The organism is Oscillospiraceae bacterium, assembly GCA_015065085.1.
In the GTDB taxonomy this organism is placed as follows: Bacteria; Bacillota; Clostridia; order Oscillospirales; family SIG627; genus SIG627.
This window is the reverse complement of the sequence record SVQW01000016.1, coordinates 37964-58382: the sequence shown is the minus strand read 5'-3', so window position 1 is coordinate 58382 and position 20419 is coordinate 37964. Positions and strand designations below refer to the sequence as shown.

Genomic DNA, 20419 nt, shown 5'->3' with positions numbered 1-20419 from the left:
GCTTTTTGTACCGAGGTGAGAGTGATAGTCAACTCCGAAGAAAATATCCATAACACAATCTCTTTTGGAGACTGCTCCGAAAAAACCTCCCATTAGCGAAAATCTCCTTTTATATTCACAATTTTTTTGAACGAATATAAGTGCCTTTTGGCAAGGTTTGTTTCGAAAAACACTCACCTCACCCATTATGACCTTTTTATTATACTACGAAATCACCTGCTTTTCAATATATTTAATGAAAAAACAGAGGATCATAGTGGTTTGTTATCTATCTGTCATGCCAATCTGCCCGGTATTTTTTGAAAATTGGATTATACCTCCGTAAGCGTGATTGCAGGACATTGTCTGATCATCGCCCGCCATTTTTCCTTAAACCGCAAATCTTCAATATGAGGTTAATACAATTTAAGCATTTTACCGTCTCGTAAAATTCTTATTTATCGTTCGAACTTATCGTAGCAAAATTCCTTTATGCATAGTCTTAATCACATATCCTATTATAGCACAAAAACCGCAGAAAATCAATCTGCGGTTTCTGTATTTTCGGATTTTTGTTAAGAGTAACGTGTCGGTAGGTAAAAACTGTCCTTTAGGGGACGTCCCTATTGTCCACGACTTTTTATAATTCGCAATTGTGGTATATTTTGCTACGCAAAATCTACGATTATACTGTTATATTGTCAGCCGTAGGCTAACGGAGGGATTTAAACTCCCGCTACATACAATAATTAAAACCTGAAACGATTTCGTTTCAGGTTTTTTCCATAATTGCACATTGCTGATTGCTTTTGCCCTGCCGTCGGGTTTCTCCGACGATTTTTACTTTTTCGTCGGAGTTTGGCACATTGTGATTACGGCGGACTTATAGTATAATATCACCATCGTCGGCGGCGTAAGCGCCGAGCCGATCCGCACACCGACAACGTGGGATATTAAAGTATAATTGTCCTGCGAGGAGAGTTCGCGGATTATGTGTCGCATGGTGGCGGCGTAAGCGCCGAGCCGATCCGCGCACTGACAACGCGGGTATTTAAACTATGGTTGACACGCGAAGAACAATCGCGGATTATGTGTCGCATAGTGACGGCGTAAGCGCCGAGCCGATCCGCGCATCGACAACGCGGGATATTAAAGTGTAATTGTCCTGCGAGGAACGTTCGCGGAGTATATGCCAAATAGTGACGGCGTAAGCGCCGAGCCGATCCGCGCACCGACAACGCGGGTATTTAAACTATGGTTGACACGCGAAGAACAATCGCGGAGTATATGCTAAATAGTGGCGGCGTAAGCGCTTCGCACTGCAATGTGCAATTGAGGAAAATTTTGCTTCTCAAAATTCCCGTTACGTCATTCAAGATACCCGGCGAGCAGACCATACACATTCACCATAAACCATTTATATATTACAGGAGTAATGATATGAAACATTCATTCACTAACCCCATCACCAGAATTCTTATTTGTACCGCTCTTGTTGCGCTGATGTGCACGGTGTTCGCATGTGCGTACACTGTTGTGCGTCCCAATGAGGGAAACTACTTCATATGCGCCTCGGATAACACGGGCTATTGCCTGGACGTAACCTCGGGAAGCACACAGACAGGCGCGTATATCCAGCTTTGGCAGAGAACAAGCGGTAACGCCGCACAGATATTCAAAATCCAGCGCTACTCGGGCAACTGGTACCGCATAGTCAATGCCAATACAGGACACGTCCTCAATGTCCCCGGCGCTAACTACGTCAACGGCCAACAGCTGTGGATGTGGGATAACAGCGACTACACCAATGCTTCGCTCTGGCGTTTTCTGGACGCAGGAAACGGAAAATACCTTATACAGAACAAGCTGGGTAAAACCATTGACCTGGATAACAACCTTATCTTCTCGGGAAGCCGGGTTCACCTCTGGGACCAGCACGGGGGCGCATCCTGCCGTTGGAAGCTGGTATCCGCTTCAAGCTCGAATAGCAGCTCTTCCCTGCGCGATTTTTCCTCCGTTCGTTCCAATATCTCAGAGGGCACATATAAAATTACCCTGCACGACAACACCTCTCTTTGCCTCAACGTAATCTACAAATCCACCGCTTCCCTTAAGGCTACTGTGGGAGTAGACCACTACAACGGAGAGTCAAACGAACGGTTTGTTGTAAAGAACCGCGGTAACGGCTATTACTCGATTCACCCCGTGCATGCAAGCTATATGTGCCTTAATGCCAAGAATGCCAACAAGAACCCCGGTGACGCACTTACTCTGTATGAGTATGAAAACGGCGACGCGGCAAGTCTTTGGAGCTTCCACAAGTACAACGGCGAAGGCTCTTATGCTATAATGAATAAAGCCACGGGCTTGGTTTGTGATATCACAAACGGCGACTACTCCATAGGCAACCTTGCAATCCACTGGACAGCCAACAACTATAAGCGTGCCCAGGCATACTACCTTACCAGACTTTCAAGTGATACGACCATTAAGCCAAAAGCTTCCTGGACAGCTCCCATGACCGGCTACACCACCACCCAGTCCTTCGGTAATAAGGGTCATCTGGGTATAGACATCAAGGCATCCAACCGCACTGTATACGCCGCTTACGACGGTGTTGTGTACAAGACAGGCTGTAACGGTACCTGGATGGATGCATATGACCTCAAGCCCGAAGACCGCTCGGGCAACGGCTACTACGTTGTTATCAAGCACAACGTAGACGGAAAGACGGTGTATACCATGTACGGTCACCTGAAAAGACACAGCACACTGGTCAGCGAGGGTCAGACCGTCAAGTCGGGTCAGCCTATTGCAACCATGGGTAACACAGGCAACAGCACCGCTCCTCACCTGCACTTTGCAATCGTGAATAACCCCAGCAACGGTGCATACTACGGCTACACCGCTTCGCGCAAGACCTTCTCCGCCAATATACAGAGTCGCGGCAACTACACCTACTACAACCCTGCTTATGTACTTAAGTACAATAAGCTTCCGTAACAATAATTAACCCCTCCAATTCTCTGAAACAGACCGCCCCGAAAGCTACGCCAAGGCTTTCGGGGCGGTCTGTATTATTTTGCACGCAGTGATTTTATTTTTTCTGTTATTATTTCGGAGCATTCGGAGACGATTATCGCAATAAACATTATTACGCATCCAATAAGCTCACGCGCCGTTGGGATGTCTGCCAGAATAAGTGCACTGCATAAAACGGCAAAAACCGACTCGGTGCACATAATTATGGATGCAACCGTTGCTTCGGTGTACTTCTGTCCGATAATCTGAAAGGTGTAGGCAATACCGCAGCTCATGACACCCGAGTAAAGTATTGGCAGAGCGGCAGATTTTATTGCGCTTATCTGTGGGTCTTCAAAAACGAACATCAGCACGGTTGTGATAACGCCCGACACGAAAAACTGAACAAAGCTCAGCTTTACGCCGTCCACCTCTTTTGCAAATTTTTCAACAGCAAGTATGTGTACGGCAAAGAATATACTGCATATAAAAGTCAGAATATCGCCCATGCTCACCGAAGAAATATCTCCCGGCATTACGCACAGAAGATACAGCCCGATAAAGCCCAGTGCCACACAAACCCAGGTGATAACCGACACTTTTTTTCTGAGGAAAATAAGCCCCAAAAGCGGAACCAGGAACATGTACACGGCGGTAATGAAAGCTATTTTTCCCGGGGATGCGTCGGGAAAGGTGAAAGCAAACTGCTGAAAGTTTGTGGCGAGGCAGAAAATCAGACCCAGTATAATGCCGTATTTCAGCGTTTTAATGTTGGTTGCTCTTTTAATTTCGGCACTTTCTTTTGGTGCAAAGCTGTCGCGCACGAGAATAAAGGGGATCAGCACCAAAGCACCAAGAAGTGTACGTATTCCGCCGAAGGTGAAGCTCTGCACGCTTTCCATACCCACACTTTGCGCCACAAAGGCGGAGCCCCATATTATGGCGGTCAGACACAGCATGAAAACGCCCTTGAATTGTGTTTTCTGTTTCATAAAAACCCTTTTAATCTTTAAATAATGGGTGGATTTCTCCACCCATTATTTTGTATTTCAGCATCAGTATTGGATTACACCCTCATAGATGAGTGCCGTGCTTCCCGTGAGAAGAACAGCTTCGTCGGTGTAGTTGACAATAAGGTCGCCGCCCTTTAATTTGACGGTGATGTCTTCGCCCTTACTGCACAGACCGTTTTCCACAGCCGCGATAACTGCCGCGCAAGCGCCTGTACCGCAAGCGGCGGTTTCGCCGTTGCCACGCTCCCATACGCGCATTTTAAGGGTGTTTTTGTTGACAATACGGACAAACTCGGTGTTCACGCCCTCGGGGAATATGCCCGCGCTTTCAAACATGGGACCTAATTTTGCAACGTCCACGTTATCCACTCTGTCGCAGAAGATTACGCAGTGAGGATTTCCTACCGAAACGCAGTTGATGTTGTAGTCACCGCCCATGATGTTGACGTGACGGCTGAGAACGCTGTCGCCCTCCAGCTTTACGGGTACATCTTTAGGGTTGAGGCTTGCTTTGCCCATGTTGACCTCAACCGAGCTTACGGCGGAGTTCATGATGTAAAGCTTTAATTCTCTTATTCCGCCGGGGGTTTCGATAGTCATGGTTTCCTTGGGAACAATGCCGTTGTCATACAGATACTTACCCACACAGCGGATTGCATTGCCTGCCATTTTGCCCTCACTGCCGTCGATGTTGAACATACGCATCTTAGCATCTGCAAGGTTGCTGCGCTCGATGAGGATGAGTCCGTCGGCGCCTATGCTGTAATGGCGGTTGGTGAAGGTAACCGCAAGGGATTCGGGGCAGGAAATATCGTCATCCATATTATTGAGCACGATATAGTCGTTTCCTGTACCCTGCATTTTGGAGAAATTGAGCTTCTTTCTCGCGGTACGTAGGTTGTTGATGTTGACAAGCTCGGTGTTGTTCTGGGTAAATCTGCCAAGCAGAATATCAGCCAGCGCGTTTGCCGTATCCAGAGAGGTGATGCAGGCAACCGACAGCTGTAAAGCACGGCGGTGCAGACGGATGTAGTCGTCGATAGAGGACTTTTTCTTTGCACCGGTGTAGATGGTGTAAATAATCTTTCCGCTTTCCAGAAGGTCAATCATGGCGTCGCTGTGGCTTAACTTATCCACAATTTCAACGTCGATATCCAGCGCGGAGATGGCTTGCGCCGTACCCTCGGTGGCATAAATCTTAAGACCTAAATCGTCAAGCTTCTTTGCAAGCTTTACGATTTCAAGCTGGTCCTGCTTGCTTACGCTTATAAGCACGCCGCGGCGGTTGGGGTCCTGAGTGTGGGAAACGGTGAAGCCTGCCGAAACAAGACCCTTGAACAGAGCCTCCTCCAGCGTTTTACCGATACCCAGAACTTCGCCTGTGGACTTCATTTCCGGACCGAGTGCGGAGTTTACGTCGTTGAGCTTTTCAAATGAGAATACAGGCACCTTAACCGAGAAGTAAGGCGGTGTTTTGTAAAGACCCGTGCCGTAGCCCAAAGATTTAAGCGACTGACCTACCATTATTTTGGTCGCCAGGTCTACCATGGGAACGCCCGTAACCTTACTGATGTAAGGAATGGTACGGGAGGCTCTGGGGTTAACCTCGATTACGTAAAGCTCGTTTTCGTATATAAGGTACTGGATGTTTACAAGACCCTTTGTACCCATGGCAAGCGCCAGCTTTTCGGAGGACTCGATAACCTGGCTGGTCAGCTTGTCGTTGATGCTGTAAGGGGGATAAACGGCGATGGAGTCGCCGCTGTGAACGCCGGCGCGTTCAACGTGCTGCATGATACCCGGGATAAGCACGTCCTTGCCGTCCGAGATAACGTCTACCTCTAATTCACAGCCCATCATGTACTTGTCGACAAGTACGGGGTTTTCTATTTTCTGGGACAGAATGATTTCCATGTACTGCTCAACGTCGCCGTCGTTGTAGGCGATAGTCATGTTCTGACCGCCGATAACGTAGGAGGGACGCAGAAGTACGGGGTAGCCCAGCTTGTTAGCTGCCTCTTTTGCCTGCCCCATGGTCATGACACCCAGACCCTTGGGACGCTTGATGTTGAACTGCTCAAGCAGTGCGTCAAAGCGCTCGCGGTCCTCGGCAATGTCAATGCCCTCGGCAGAGGTGCCCAGAATGGTGATGTTGTTTTCGTCTAAGAATTTGGTAAGCTTTATAGCTGTCTGTCCGCCGAATGCTACAACAACGCCGATAGGCTTTTCGATGCGTATGATGTTCATAACATCCTCGGGGGTAAGAGGCTCAAAGTACAGACGGTCGGCAGTGTCAAAGTCGGTGGAAACGGTTTCGGGGTTGTTGTTTATGATAATAACCTCGTAGCCCAGCTTTTTCAGCGCCCATACGCAGTGAACGGAGGAATAGTCGAACTCGATACCCTGACCGATACGTATGGGACCCGAGCCCAGAACGATAATGCGTTCCTTTGTGCCTGTAAGGTGGTCAAGCGCCTCGTTACGGCTGTCGTAGGAGGAGTAGAAATAGGGTGTCATCGCCTTGTACTCGCCCGCACAGGTGTCAACCGTTTTGTAAGAAGCGTAAAGGGGATTTTTGATGTCACAGCCCGACAGACGCTTTATAGCCGCGTCGGTGTAGCCCATTTTCTTGCCCTTCATGTAGAGGGCGTCGTCCAGCTTACCCTCTTTAAGAGCGTTTTCGTAGTCAACAAGGTTCTTTATCTTGCGGATAAACCACTTGTCGATGCAGGTGATGCTGTTTATGGTGTCCACCGAAACTCCGCGCTGAAGCGCTTTGTAAACAGTGAAGATTCTTACGTCGTCCACATCGTGAAGCTTCTTTTCGATGTCCTCAACCTCGTCCAGAGCCTTCATGTTGAGGGTGTCAAGAGAAATTTCCGCACCGCGTACGGCTTTCATGAGTGCCGCCTCGAAGCTCTGTCCGATGGACATTACCTCGCCCGTCGCTTTCATCTGAGTGCCCAGCTTTCTGGAGGCATTTACGAATTTGTCAAAGGGCCATTTGGGGAATTTTATAACGGTATAGTCCACGGTAGGCTCAAAGCAAGCCCAGGTGGTGCCGGTGATGTCGTTCTTTATTTCGTCCAGGGTGTAGCCCAGAGCGATTTTGGTGGTTACCTTTGCAATGGGGTAGCCCGTAGCCTTGGAAGCCAGTGCCGATGAACGGGAAACACGGGGGTTAACCTCAATAACGGCATATTCAAAGCTGTCGGGGTTGAGCGCAAACTGACAGTTACATCCGCCCTCAATGCCCAATTCGTTTATAATGTCGAGAGATGCGTTTCTCAGCATCTGATATTCCTTAAGCGCCAGTGTCATGGCGGGTGCAACAACTATACTGTCACCTGTGTGAACGCCGACGGGGTCAACGTTTTCCATGGAGCACACCGCGATGGAGTTGCCTGCCGCGTCGCGCATTACCTCAAACTCTATTTCTTTCCAGCCGTAGATGTATCTTTCAACCAGTACCTGGGTAATAGGAGAAAGCATCAGACCGTTGGAGGCAACGGTAATGAGCTCGTCCTTGGTGTAAGCCACACCGCCGCCCGCACCGCCCAGAGTGAAAGCGGGTCGGATGATTACGGGATAGCCGATTCTGTCGGCAATTTCAACTGCGGTTTCCACGTCGTTGGCGATGTCCGAGGGAATGCAGGGCTGATTGATTTTCTGCATGGTGTCGCGGAACATCTGACGGTCCTCAGCCTTGTCAATAGCCTCTGCGTTGGTACCCAGAAGCTTTACGCCCATGCGGTCCAGAAAACCGCATTTTGAAAGCTGCATGGCAAGCGTAAGACCTGTCTGACCGCCCAGAGAGGCAAGAAGACTGTCGGGGCGTTCCTTTATGATAATTCTCTTGATGGTTTCTTCGGTGAGGGGCTCCAGATAAATTTCATCTGCCAGCGCCTTGTCTGTCATAATGGTGGCAGGGTTGGAGTTTACCAGAACAACATTGAGTCCTGCCTGCTTGAGGACACGGCACGCCTGTGCGCCCGCGTAGTCAAATTCAGCCGCCTGACCGATGACAATAGGACCCGAACCGATTACAAGAACTTTTTTGATATTAGTATTCAGTGGCATGCTTTTTCCTCCATCATTTTGCAGAATTTATCCGATGCGTCCATGTTGAATTGCAGTGTGAACGCGCCAAGAGCGGGATATTTCACACCCTCGACAGTGGCATCGTTTACGTTGAAGTGGGTGACGACAGCGTCCTTGGGAAGCGTGTCGTTTACCACAGTGTAGCCGTGATTCTGGGAGGTTATGAGCACCTTGCCGCACTCAATACATTTTACGGGCTGACTTGCGCCGTGATGGCCGAAAAGCATTTTTTCGGTTTTTGCGCCCATGGCAAGGGCGAAAATCTGGTGACCCAGACCGATACCGAAAATGGGCTTTTTGCCTGCCAGTGCCTTGACGGTTTCTATACAAGCGGCGTTTTCGGCAGGGTCGCCTGCACCCTGGGAGAGAATTATACCGTCGGGATTAAGCGCCAGCACCTCGTCTGCCGACGCGGTGTAGGGCAGAGCCGTTATTTTGCAGCCCTTGGAGGTGAACTGCTTTATTGTGCTTTTAAGCGCGCCGTAATCTATCATTACAACGTTGAATTTTTCCTCGCCCTCAGCAGGGTACACCGTCTTTTTTGCGGCGGTGCTTTCAAGAGCCTTGACAATGGAAAAATCGTTGAGCGTCTGCATGGTTTGGTTTGTCACTTCATCTGTGATGCAGGCGTTCATAACACCGCTGTCACGTATGATTTCGGTAAGCTCGCGGGTATCTATACCGCTTATTCCGGGGATTTTGTTCTTTTTGAGGAATTCATCCACCGTCATTTCACTGCGGAAGTTGGATGGCTCATCGCAGTACTCGCGCACTACGTAACCGAAAAGTCGGGGTGATTCACTTTCAAAATCCTCGGTATTCATGCCCGAGTTGCCGATAAGGGGGAAGGTCTGAATGAGAATCTGTCCGTAATAAGAGGGGTCGGTGAGCGCCTCGGTGTAGCCCACTGCGGCGGTGTTAAATACTATCTCGCCGCAAGCCTCGCCGTCATATCCGAAGCTTACGCCCTCAAAAATTTTGCCGTTTGCCAAAACCAGATATTTTTTCTTCATATAATTTATACTCCGCACTTTCCGACAGAGTCGGAAATTAAATTTTTACTGTTTTTTGTTTATTGTCCTTTTTGCGGTTTATTTCATCAGCTTAACCAGCACGGCTTTCTGCGCATGCAGTCTGTTTTCCGCTTCGTCAAATATCTCGGGATGAGCCTCCAGCACCTCGGCGGTGATTTCCTCGCCTCTGTGCGCGGGCAGACAGTGAAGCACCATTGCGTCCGCCTTGGCATAGCTCATAACGGTGTCGTTAATCTGATAGCCTGCAAAGTCCTTTTTACGCTTTTCAGCCTCGCCCTCCTGACCCATGGATGCCCATACATCAGTGTACAGCACGTCGGCGTTTTCGCTCGCGGTCTTTATGCACTCGGTGCAGATGAATTTGCCGTTTTCGCTCGCCCATTTCATAATGTCGGCATCGGGCTTGTACTCTGCGGGGCAAGCGATGGCGACTTCCATACCTGCTTTTATACCGCCCACGATAAGGGAATTTGCCATGTTGTTGCCGTCGCCGATAAAGCACATTTTAAGACCCTTAAGCTCTTTTTTGTACTCACGTATGGTCATAAGGTCGGCAAGCACCTGACAGGGATGAGCGTAGTCGGTCAGACCGTTTATAATCGGGATAGAACCGTACTCGGCAAGCTCCTCAACGTCGCTCTGCTTGTAGGTTCGTATCATAATTCCGTCCAGATAACGTGAAAGCACACGGGCGGTGTCCTTTATAGGCTCGCCTCTGCCAATCTGCAGGTCGTTGGAGCTTAAGAACAGCGCCGAACCGCCCAGCTGATACATACCCGCTTCAAAGGAAACACGGGTACGGGTGGAGGATTTCTGGAATATCATGCCTAAGGTTTTGCCCTTGAGAATGGGGTGCTCAATTCCTGCCTTGCGTTCTGCCTTTAATTTATCGGCAAGGTCGAGAATTTCAAATATCTCTTCGGACGTAAGGTCCGAAAGCTTTAAAAGATGGTTCATTTATATCAAGTCCTTTCGGTTATTCTTCGATTACTTGTTTTAAAACGGTAATTGCTTCGGTGAGAAGCTCGTCGGGAATGTTGAGTGCAGGCAGAAGTCTGACCTTGTTTTTGGCGGTCAGCGGAACAACGCCTCTTTCAATGCATTTTACAACAACGTCCTTTGCGGGCTTTTCGGTTTCAACACCCAGCATAAAGCCCAGACCCGTGATGCTCTTTACACCCTTTGCGCCCGAGAGTGCGTTTATGATATATTCACTCTTGCGCTTGACGTCCGCCATCAGCTTATCGTCAATACGGCTGATGATACTGCACGCACCTGCCGCACAAACGGGGTTTCCGCCGAATGTGGAGCCGTGAGAGCCTGCGGTAATGGTGTCCTTTGTTTTTTCGCCCATCATGGTTGCGCCCATGGGGAGCCCGCCCGCAAGTCCCTTTGCGGTGGAAACAATGTCGGGGGAGATGCCGTAGTTCATGTAGCAGTACAGCGCACCTGTACGACCGTTGCCCGTCTGTACCTCGTCGATTATCAGCATAATGTCCTTTTCACGGCACAGCGCTTCAAGCTGTTTGACGTAGTCGGGCTTTAACACATTCACTCCGCCTTCGCCCTGGATAAGCTCTATCATGATTCCGCACACCTTGTCGTCGACAAGAGCTTTCATGTCCTCTATGTCATTCGGCTCGGCATAACGGAAGCCATCGGTGAAAGGACCAAACGTAGTGTGGAAGGTGTCCTGACCGGTGGCGGAGAGAGTGGTTATAGTTCTTCCGTGGAAGCTTTGTTTTAAGGTAATAATAACATTTCTTCCCTCGCCGTATTTGTCGAAGGAATACTTTCTTGCACATTTAATGGCGCACTCGTTTGCCTCTGCGCCGGAATTGGAGAAAAATACCTTTTTCATACCTGTCTTTTCACACAGCATTTGTGCAAGCTGAGCCATGGGAGAGGTATAGTAAAGGTTAGATACGTGCTGAAGCTTTGAGGCTTGTTCGCTTACCGCGGATTGCCACACCTTGTCGCACAGACCGAAGGTATTAACGGCAATACCGCTTCCAAGGTCGATGTACCGCTTGCCGTTTTCGTCAAACAGCAATGAGCCCTCGCCCTTTTCAAAAAGCACGTCAAACCGTCCGTAGGAGGCGGCGATATATTCTTTGTCCAGATTTTTTGTAGTGTTCATAGTGACCTCTTGATTATGTCTTAATTATATAAACATTGTTCCGATACCCTCGTTTGTAAGGGTTTCGATAAGTATTGCGTGGGGAATGCGTCCGTCGATAATAAATACCTTTTTTACACCGCCCTCTATGGCACTGACACAGCACTGTGCCTTGGGTATCATACCGCCCGAGATAACTCCGCTTTCGATAAGAGCGGGTACTTCTTCCGCTTTAATCTGTGAAATGAGAGTGGAGGGGTCGTCCTTGTCGCGCATTATACCGCTTATGTCGGTCATGGAGATAAGGCTTTCCGCGTCCAGCGCCGCCGCTATACGCGCCGCCGCAGTGTCGGCGTTTATGTTGTAGATATTGCCCTCTTTGTCAAAGCCCACGGTGGAGATTATCGGAATGTAACCCTTTTGCAAAAGGTCATTTATGGGCTCGGGGTTGATGTTCTTTATTTCGCCCACATAGCCCAGCTCGGGATTGAGCATTTCGGCTTCGATCATCTGTCCGTCCATACCGCACAGACCGATTGCCTTTCCGCCGATATTGCCCATCAGCGTTACAAGACTCTTGTTGATTTTACCCGCCAGAACCATCTGCACAATCTGAGCGGTTTCGGCATCGGTAACGCGCAGTCCGTTCTTAAACTCGCTCTTTTTGCCCACCTTTTCCATCATTTCGGTGATTTCGGGTCCGCCGCCGTGTACCAGTACAACCTTGACACCTATCAGTGACAGCAGTACCAGATCGCCCATAACGGCATTCTTGAGTTCCTCGTTTATCATAGCGTTTCCGCCGTATTTTACCACCACTACCTTATCGGTGTAGGACTGTATGTAGGGCAGTGCGTGTATGAGCACCTGGGCTCTTTGTGCATTGGTTAATTCCATGTTGATTCCTCTTTGATGTATTATTGATGTTGATATAAAATAATAACTTACAAACCTTCTTAAAATCGAAAAATGCTGCGTTACGCACATCCTCGAACTTGGTCGAGTACGTTTAGTACACTCCCTCGTTCTCGTCAGTGCAAGCCTTGCCTTTTCCGATTTTACTCGGTTTGGCTTGTTTTGTAGTTTGTAGTTGGTTTGACCGCGTGACACTGTGTTAACGCAATGTCGTTGCGCGGATTAATAATTAGTTTTGCACAGCAAAATTTTCCTTAATTAATTGCGAATCAGGTACGATAATCTCCGTTTATCTTAACGTAATCATACGTCAGGTCGCAACCGCGCGCAACGGCAAATGCGTCACCGCTGTTGAGAGAGATGTTTATGTAAATTTCGTTTTCGCTCAGAACCTTTTTGGCAACCTCTTCCGAAAACTCGATGCCTGCTCCGTTTCTGCAAACCTCAACCTTGCCTGCCGATGAAACAAAGTCTACGTCCACCTTGTGAATATCGATGTCCGCACCGCTGTAACCTACCGCGCACAGCACACGTCCCCAGTTGGCGTCCGCACCGAACATCGCCGCCTTGAGAAGGCTGGAGCATACAACCGATTTCGCAACCGTTCTTGCGGTGGCTTTATCCTTTGCACCGCTGACCTTGCATTCCAGCATTTTTGTTGCACCCTCGCCGTCCTTTGCAATCATTTTGCAAAGATACTGGGTGACCTCGCTCAAAGCTTGCCTGAATGCATTAAAGCTTGCGCCCTCGGCTGTTATTTCATTGTTGCCCGCCATGCCGTTTGCCATGATGGAAACCATGTCATTGGTGGAGGTGTCGCCGTCGATGGATACCATGTTGAAGCTGTCGGTAATGTCCTCGGACAACGCTTTCTGAAGCATATCGGGAGCTATCGCCGCGTCGGTGGTGATGAACACCAGCATGGTGGCAAGATTGGGATGAATCATACCGCTTCCCTTTGCTATACCGCCCATACGGCATACCTTGCCGTCAATTTCAAACTCCACTGCAATTTCCTTAAGCAGTGTGTCGGTAGTCATAATACCCTCAGCTGCGTCACGGCTGTTATCACCCAGTGAAGCACAAAGCGCGTCCATACCCTCGGCGATGGGAACTATATCAAGAGGCTGACCGATAACACCGGTGGAAGCGACAATAACGTCACTTGCCTTTATTCCCGTGTGCTTTTCAACCAGCTCGCACATAGCCTTTGCTATTTCAATGCCGTTGGCATTGCAGGTGTTGGCGTTGCCGCTGTTGCATATGACCGCCTGCGCCTTGCCGTCGGCAATGTTTTCTTTTGTCACATATATCGGCGCGCCCTTTACAAGATTTTTTGTATAAACGCTTGCCGCATTTGCCTTGACCTCGCTCACAATAAGAGCAATGTCCTTTTTAGTCTTATTCTTACGGATACCGCAATGGATACCGCCTGCTTTAAATCCTTTTGCGGCACAGACACCGCCTTGAATTACTTTTACCATGATTTATCGCCTTTCTTTACAAACCTTCTCAAAATCGAAAAATGCTGCGTTAGGCCTTTCGCCTTTTCCGATTTTACTCGGCTTGGCACGTTTTTTATTAAGCTTACGGAAAACAGCATTGCTAATTTTGATTTATTCTCCCACTGTCAGCGTGAAGCCTTCGTCCAGCCCCAGCATTATATTCATGCACTGCATTGCCGCGCCCGAAGCGCCCTTGCCTAAGTTATCAAACTGGCTTATCACTACCACTCTGTCGTCATTGCCCGTGATGATGATTTCCATATCATCTCTGCCTGTCATGTTGTTGGAGGGAATAAGTCCTTCACTGACGATGGGTCGGACCTTGACCATTTTCTGACCGTCGTATTTTTGTGCGAACATTTCGTAAATGTTCTGCAGAGTGGGCTTTCCCTTGAGCATTGAGGTGAACAGAGGAATGCTTACCTGCATACCGCTGTAAAAATCGCATACGGTGGGCAGAAATATGGGTGCATTGTCAAGAGAGGGTATGTATTTCATTTCGGGAATGTGCTTGTGGGTCTGGCTTACACCGTACTGACGGGGACTGTCAAACTCACCCGAGCGGTTTTCATCCTCGTACTGAGCTATCATCTTTTTTCCGCCGCCGCTGTATCCCGTAAGAGAAAAACAGGTGACCGGATAATCCTTGGGCATCATACCGCTTTCGACCAGGGGATATACCAGCGAATTGAAGCCGCTTGCGTGACAGCCCGGCACCGCAATGCGCTTGCCGTTTGCTATCTTGTCTCTGAAAGCTTTGCCCAGCTCCGCAAAGCCGTATGCCCAGTCGGGATTGGTGCGGTGTGCGGTGGAGGCATCGATTATTCTGGTGGCGGGATTGGTGCACAGCGACACCGACTCAACGGACGCCGCGTCGGGCAGACAGAGAAAAGTAATGTCGGAAGCGTTTATGAATTTTGCTCTTTCCTGAGGGTCCTTTCTCTTTTCCTCGCTTATTTCCAATATTTCAATGTCGTTACGCAGGGAGAACCGTTCGAAAATTTTAAGCCCCGTGGTTCCTTCCTTGCCGTCGATGAATACCTTGTACATAATAAACTCCAAAATCTAAGGCTCATGCGGTTTATTCAATGCCGAAATTTGCCTATTTTTCACATTGTACAATATTATAATACAAAACGGCAAAAATGTCAATAGTCAATTTGAATAATTATTCAGTATGTTTACGAAATTTATGCATAAAAACACACAATGTGCATAACTGCAAAAAAGTTGTACAGTATTTACGAAAAACCGCGCTCTTCTCCCGCAGTTTTCTTCATCAGTTGCGAATTGTGCATGGGTCTTGATTTTTTTGCGGATTTATTATATAATATAAAAATCACAGTAAAAGAAAGTAAAATGACATGGAAATATATTTTGATAACAGCGCCACCACACCGCTGTGCGAGGCGGCAAAGCAGGACATAATAAATAATCTTGATGTTTACGGCAACCCCTCATCACTTCACGCGCGGGGCTTTGAAGCGGAACAGCTTGTCACTTCGGCACGCAAAAAGATTGCCGCCACACTTAAATGTACCAAGGAGGAGATAATTTTCACCTCCTGCGGTACCGAAGCCAATAATCTTGCAATTATCGGCGGGGCGATGGCGAAAATACGCCGCGGCAACCGCATTATAACCACAAATTCCGAGCATCCCTCGGTGTCCGAGCCCATGAAAAAGCTGAGCGAACAGGGCTTTGAGGTGATTTATCTTTCCACTGTCGGCGGAAAAATATACACCGATGAGCTTCGTGAAGCTCTCAACGACAAAACCGTTCTGGTGTCAATCATGCATACAAATAACGAAACGGGTGCGGTTTACGGAGTAAATAACCTTTATCCCATCATCAGAAAGCTGGCTCCCGAGGCACTTATTCACTGTGATTTTGTGCAGGGCTATCTGAAAAGCCGTGAAATACCCGACGCCGACCTTATCTCGGTTTCGGCTCATAAGGTGCATGCCCCCAAGGGTGTGGGTGCGCTTTATAAGAAAAAGGGTGTTCGCATACTGCCTCAGCTGATGGGCGGCGGTCAGGAAAACGGCTTGAGAAGCGGAACAGAAAATCTTATTTCCCTGTCGGCATTCGGTGCGGCGGCGGAGCATTTTAATAAAACGCTGTCCGCGGATACAGAGAAAATGGCGGATTTACGTAAATATATCATTGAAAAGCTGTCGGAGATTGAGGGTGTAAGCTTTAATTTGCCCGAAAATCCCGCGCCCAATATAATCAGTGCGGCATTTGAGGGGGTAAGAAGCGAGGTCATGCTTCACCACCTGTCGGAGTTCGGAATTTACGTCTCCAGCGGGTCGGCATGCTCCTCCAAAAAGGGAAAAAGCGGAGTTCTCACCGCCTTCGGTGCGGATAAAAATGCCGATTTTACATTGCGCATCAGCCTTTCGACCTACAACACGCGCGACCAGGCGGATGAATTTGTATCGGCTGTGAAAAACGGCATGAAAAGGCTTCAGAAGGTACGCTGAAATTTATAAAAATACTATCGGAAGGAATATAAATACTTATGAGATGTATTCTGCTCAAATACGGAGAGCTGATTTTAAAGGGACTTAACCGCAATTATTTTGAAAAGCTTCTGCTTAATCAGATAAGGGGACGTCTTAAGGATTTAGGTAAGTTCGAGGTGGTTTCCATGCAGTCCACCGTGTACGTCACCCCCATCGGCAACGAGGACGACGACAGTCTTATCGAGCCCGCTTTTGAAAGAGTGAGCACCATTTTCGGCATAGTTTCGTTGTGTATCGCCTACTGCGCCGAGAAAAATCTGGAGGATATCATCCGCGTGGCAAAGCAATATATGCCCGCCGAGATAAATAAATACAAAAGCTTCAAGGCAGACGCCAAGCGCTGTGACAAAAAATTCCCCTACACCTCTGTTGACCTTATGAAGACGGTGGGCGGAGAGCTCAGCGAAATGTGTCCCGACGTAAGAGTGGATGTGGTCAATCCCGAAATCACCGTTATGATAGAAATCCGCGACCGCTGTGCGTATATTCATGCAGGCTCGGTCGAGGGTGTGGGCGGTATGCCCAAAAGCTCCTCGGGACGCGGAATGTTACTTCTTTCGGGCGGTATAGACAGCCCGGTTGCGGGTTACATGATGGCAAAGCGCGGTGTGGATGTTCAGGCACTTCACTTTGAAAGCTATCCCTACACCTCCGAGCGTGCACGCAATAAGGTAATCGAGCTTGCGAAAAAACTGTGCGTTTACACCGACAGCATGAAGTTCAACATAATTTCACTTACCGAGATACAGGAAGCCATCCGCGACAACTGCGATGAGGAATATTTCACTCTCCTTCTGCGACGTTTCATGATGGAGCTTGCCGAAAGGGTTGCCCGCCGGAACAAGTGCGCATCGCTTATTACCGGTGAAAGTCTCGGTCAGGTTGCCAGCCAGACCATGTATGCACTGGGCGTTACCCAACAGCCCATAAAGCTTCCCGTACTGCGCCCCCTTATAGCATTTGATAAGGAAGATATAGTCCGCATAGCACGTAAAATAGACACCTTTGAGACCTCGGTACTGCCGTATGAGGACTGCTGTACCGTGTTTACTCCCCGTCACCCCAAGACCCGCCCCGAGCTTGAAAAAATACTGGAGCAGGAAAGCCGTCTTGACAGACAGGGACTTATGGAAAGGGCATTTGAAAGCCTTGACACCATGATATTGGAAAGGGAGTGATTTTTTGGCATATGAGCGCGAAGCCTTCCGCAGAATAATGGAGTCCTACAACAAAAAAGCAGAGGACGCCTACAACCGTGCGGAAGAAAAAAAGCAGGAGCTTTATAAAAAAATACCGCTTCTGGCAAAGCTGGACGGCGAAATATCCCTTTTGCCTCTCAACATTCTCAAGGAGGCGGGCATGGGCAGGGACGGACTTGAACAGCGTCTTGCCGTTTTGAAAAAGAACTACGACGACCTTCTCAGCGCACGCGGTACACTTCTTAAGGAAAACGGCTACCCCGAAAATTACACCGACGTGGTGTACGAGTGCGACAAATGCCGTGACACAGGCTATGACGGCATAAATCTGTGTACCTGCGCAAAACGTCAGCTGGCTCTGGAAAGCTACAAAACGTCGGGCATGTACAAGCTTATCACCACCCAGTCCTTTGACAATTTCTCGCTGAATGTGTACACCTCCCCCGAGGTGAGAAGCACCATGAGCACTATATATAATGATGCAAAAAAGTATGCCGAAAATTTTGACCCCGAAAAAAGTCCGTCGTTGTTTTTTGCGGGCGATACGGGGCTTGGCAAGACCCACATTTCCTCCGCTATCGCCAAAACCGTTATAGATAAAGGCTATTCGGTGGTATACGACACGGCGCCCAACATGATGATGAAGCTTGAAAGGGAGCATTTTGACCGCAACAGCGAGGACGATGACCTTGACAAATACCTGACAAGTGACCTTCTCATAATTGACGATCTGGGTGCGGAGTACGTCAACAGAGTGAACCTCAGCTTCCTTTATAATATAGTCAACACCCGTATTCTCAACTGCCTGCCCATGATAATCAGCACCAACCTTTCCCCCTCGGAGCTGGAAAAGCGCTACGAGCGCCGTATGACCAGCCGTTTTCTGGGTGAATTCACCGTTTATCAGTTCAAGGGCACCGATATGAGAATGCAGTGCATGCTCAAAAATTAAATTATTGTAAATTTTTTGGTTTTCTCTTGAATATCGCAGGTCTGCGTGGTATAATATTCCCGTTATGTATACAGGGCACAGTGTGCCCATTCATAAACAATATTTTTATTTATGAAAAAAGGAGCGGTCCGCTGCCGTTGCCGGGCATGAACGCTTCCGGCTTTCCTAAAAAAGGAAGGAGGAGCTTTATGGATCTTATTAAAGCTTTTACAAACGAGCAACTCAAACAGGAGGTACCCGTAATCAACGTTGGTGACACCGTTAAGGTTCACAACAGAATCAAGGAGGGTACAAGAGAAAGAATTCAGATTTTCGAAGGCACCGTTATCGCTAAGAAAAACGGCGGCATCTCCGAAACCTTCACCGTAAGACGTATTTCCTACGGCGTAGGCGTTGAAAAAACTTTCCCTGTTCATTCGCCCAATGTCGATAAGGTTGAGATCGTAAGACAGGGTAAAATCCGCAGGGCGAAGCTTTACTATCTGCGCGGACTTTCCGGTAAAGCCGCAAAAGTTAAGGAACGCATATAATTTGTGTTCGGATATCGGTATTTCTGCGCAGCGGAAATACCGATATGTGTTTTTCTGGAGGTAATATGACAAAAGCCAAAAAAGAAAAAAAGAAAAACAGCTTCACCGAAGAACTGTACGACTGGGTTGAGACCTTTGTTACGGCGCTTGTTGCAGTAGTGCTTCTGTTTACCTTTGTTTTGCGCATTGTTGCAGTGGACGGCGAGAGCATGATGAAAACACTGGAGCACCGTGATTCGCTGGTGATTTCGGGCTTACTTCCCGCAAAAAGGGGCGACATTGTCGTTTTTCAGGCTATTGAGGACGATTACAACGCACCTCTCATAAAGAGAGTTATCGCCACCGAGGGTCAGACGGTGGATATAGATTTTAATACGTGGACGGTCACGGTGGACGGCGAGCCTCTTGACGAGCCGTACGTTAACTACATCGAGGGCAAGCAGATGCGCTCGGGTATAATCCAGTTCCCCTACACCGTTGAAAAAGGCAGAGTTTTTGTTATGGGTGACAACCGCAACAACTCCCGTGACAGCCGTTCCTTCGGCGCCATTGACACAAGAAATCTCATGGGCAAGGTGCTTTTCAGAGTAACGCCCGTAAATAAATTCGGCAAAGTACTGCCGGTAGAACGATAGGTGTAAAATGCCGGGTCAGAATATACAGTGGTTTCCCGGTCATATGGCGAAAACCCGCCGTATGATAAGTGAAAACCTTTCAAATGTTGATATAGTTATCGAGCTTCTGGATGCGCGCATCCCCAAAAGCAGTAAAAACCCCGAGATTAAAAGGCTTGTGGGCACAAAGCCCATGGTGTCGCTTCTCAATAAATCCTCGCTTGCCGACCCCGATATGACGGCGCGCTTCAAAAGGCGCATGGAGGAAGAGGGGCAGGGCGTTATAGTCACCGACTGCATCAGCGGTCACGGACTGGGTGACATCGAGCCGAAAATACGCGAGGTACTGCACGAAAAGCTGGAAAGATACGATTCGAAGGGCATGAGCGGAAGAGCCGTCAAGGCTATGATTCTGGGCATACCCAATGTTGGAAAAAGCTCCCTTATAAACCGCCTTTGCGGTTTTAAAAAGGCGGCGGTTGAGGACCGCCCCGGTGTCACTCTGCAAAAGCAGTGGGTCAAGACCAATATCGGCATCGAGCTGCTTGACATGCCGGGTGTACTGTGGCCCAAATTCGACGACCGCACCGTTGCGGAAAACCTTGCAATAACAGGTGCAATCAAGGACGACGTACTGTACCTTGACGATATAACCATCGCACTTCTTGAGCGCCTGCGCGAAAGATATCCCGCAAAGCTGGCGGAAAGATATAAGCTGAGCGATGTTGACATGACCCCCGTGGAGCTTCTTGAAGCCATCGGCAGAAAAAGAGGCTTTCTGGTGTCGGGCGGTGAGGTGGACTACGACCGTTGCTGTATCACCATTCTGGACGAGCTCAGAGGCGGAAAGATAGGCAGAATAACGCTGGATATCTTATAATTCGCAATTCGTAATGCGCTTCGCTCTGC

Annotated in this window: 15 protein-coding genes; 7 read left to right on the top strand and 8 right to left on the bottom strand. The window is 48.6% G+C overall.

All coding sequences use genetic code 11. The features are described from left to right. Positions 1-1233: 1233 nt before the first annotated feature. Positions 1234-2982: a hypothetical protein gene (locus E7588_09510; GenBank protein MBE6689488.1), complete on the top strand. Its 1749-nt coding sequence runs from the start codon at positions 1234-1236 to the stop codon at positions 2980-2982. A gap of 74 nt (positions 2983-3056) precedes the next feature. Here the strand turns inward: E7588_09510 and E7588_09505 are convergent, their stop codons facing one another. From E7588_09505 to argC, 8 genes are all read right to left on the bottom strand, one after another. Next, positions 3057-3992 (bottom strand): DMT family transporter, encoded by a 936-nt coding sequence (locus E7588_09505; protein ID MBE6689487.1) that lies wholly within the window; start codon positions 3990-3992, stop codon positions 3057-3059. Positions 3993-4055: 63 nt separating this feature from the next. Further along, positions 4056-8093: a carbamoyl-phosphate synthase large subunit gene (gene carB / locus E7588_09500; protein ID MBE6689486.1), complete on the bottom strand. Its 4038-nt coding sequence runs from the start codon at positions 8091-8093 to the stop codon at positions 4056-4058. After that, positions 8084-9127 carry a glutamine-hydrolyzing carbamoyl-phosphate synthase small subunit gene (gene carA / locus E7588_09495; protein ID MBE6689485.1) on the bottom strand — a complete coding sequence of 348 codons (1044 nt, stop codon included), beginning with the start codon at positions 9125-9127 and terminating at the stop codon, positions 8084-8086. Before carA ends, carB begins: the two co-directional genes overlap by 10 nt. A 78-nt stretch (positions 9128-9205) precedes the next feature. Beyond that, positions 9206-10105 carry an ornithine carbamoyltransferase gene (gene argF / locus E7588_09490; protein MBE6689484.1) on the bottom strand — a complete coding sequence of 300 codons (900 nt, stop codon included), beginning with the start codon at positions 10103-10105 and terminating at the stop codon, positions 9206-9208. Positions 10106-10124: 19 nt separating this feature from the next. Beyond that, positions 10125-11288, bottom strand: coding sequence for an aspartate aminotransferase family protein (locus tag E7588_09485; GenBank protein ID MBE6689483.1), 1164 nt, complete (start codon positions 11286-11288; stop codon positions 10125-10127). A 24-nt stretch (positions 11289-11312) separates the two neighbouring features. Then, positions 11313-12164 carry an acetylglutamate kinase gene (gene argB, locus E7588_09480; protein ID MBE6689482.1) on the bottom strand — a complete coding sequence of 284 codons (852 nt, stop codon included), beginning with the start codon at positions 12162-12164 and terminating at the stop codon, positions 11313-11315. A 287-nt stretch (positions 12165-12451) separates the two neighbouring features. After that, positions 12452-13666 carry a bifunctional glutamate N-acetyltransferase/amino-acid acetyltransferase ArgJ gene (gene argJ / locus E7588_09475; protein MBE6689481.1) on the bottom strand — a complete coding sequence of 405 codons (1215 nt, stop codon included), beginning with the start codon at positions 13664-13666 and terminating at the stop codon, positions 12452-12454. Positions 13667-13798: 132 nt separating this feature from the next. After that, on the bottom strand, positions 13799-14740 hold the full coding sequence (argC, locus tag E7588_09470; protein ID MBE6689480.1) for an N-acetyl-gamma-glutamyl-phosphate reductase: 942 nt from the start codon (positions 14738-14740) through the stop codon (positions 13799-13801). Positions 14741-15051: 311 nt separating this feature from the next. Here argC and E7588_09465 point away from each other — a divergent pair, with 311 nt between their 5' ends. The 6 genes from E7588_09465 to ylqF all read left to right on the top strand — a co-directional run bounded on the left by E7588_09465 (position 15052) and on the right by ylqF (position 20390). Beyond that, a complete protein-coding gene (locus E7588_09465) occupies positions 15052-16173 on the top strand; it encodes a cysteine desulfurase (GenBank protein ID MBE6689479.1) in 1122 nt (373 codons plus the stop codon). A 38-nt stretch (positions 16174-16211) separates the two neighbouring features. Beyond that, complete coding sequence (gene thiI, locus E7588_09460; protein MBE6689478.1) at positions 16212-17393, top strand: tRNA 4-thiouridine(8) synthase ThiI; 1182 nt, start codon at positions 16212-16214, stop codon at positions 17391-17393. A gap of 4 nt (positions 17394-17397) precedes the next feature. Next, on the top strand, positions 17398-18366 hold the full coding sequence (locus E7588_09455; protein ID MBE6689477.1) for a hypothetical protein: 969 nt from the start codon (positions 17398-17400) through the stop codon (positions 18364-18366). Between the two features lie 188 nt (positions 18367-18554). Continuing rightward, a complete protein-coding gene (rplS, locus tag E7588_09450) occupies positions 18555-18896 on the top strand; it encodes a 50S ribosomal protein L19 (protein ID MBE6689476.1) in 342 nt (113 codons plus the stop codon). A 44-nt stretch (positions 18897-18940) separates the two neighbouring features. Further along, positions 18941-19531 carry a signal peptidase I gene (gene lepB / locus E7588_09445; GenBank protein MBE6689475.1) on the top strand — a complete coding sequence of 197 codons (591 nt, stop codon included), beginning with the start codon at positions 18941-18943 and terminating at the stop codon, positions 19529-19531. Positions 19532-19538: 7 nt separating this feature from the next. After that, entirely contained in the window at positions 19539-20390 is an 852-nt protein-coding gene (gene ylqF / locus E7588_09440) for a ribosome biogenesis GTPase YlqF (protein MBE6689474.1), read from the top strand. The last annotated feature ends 29 nt before the right edge of the window (positions 20391-20419 follow it).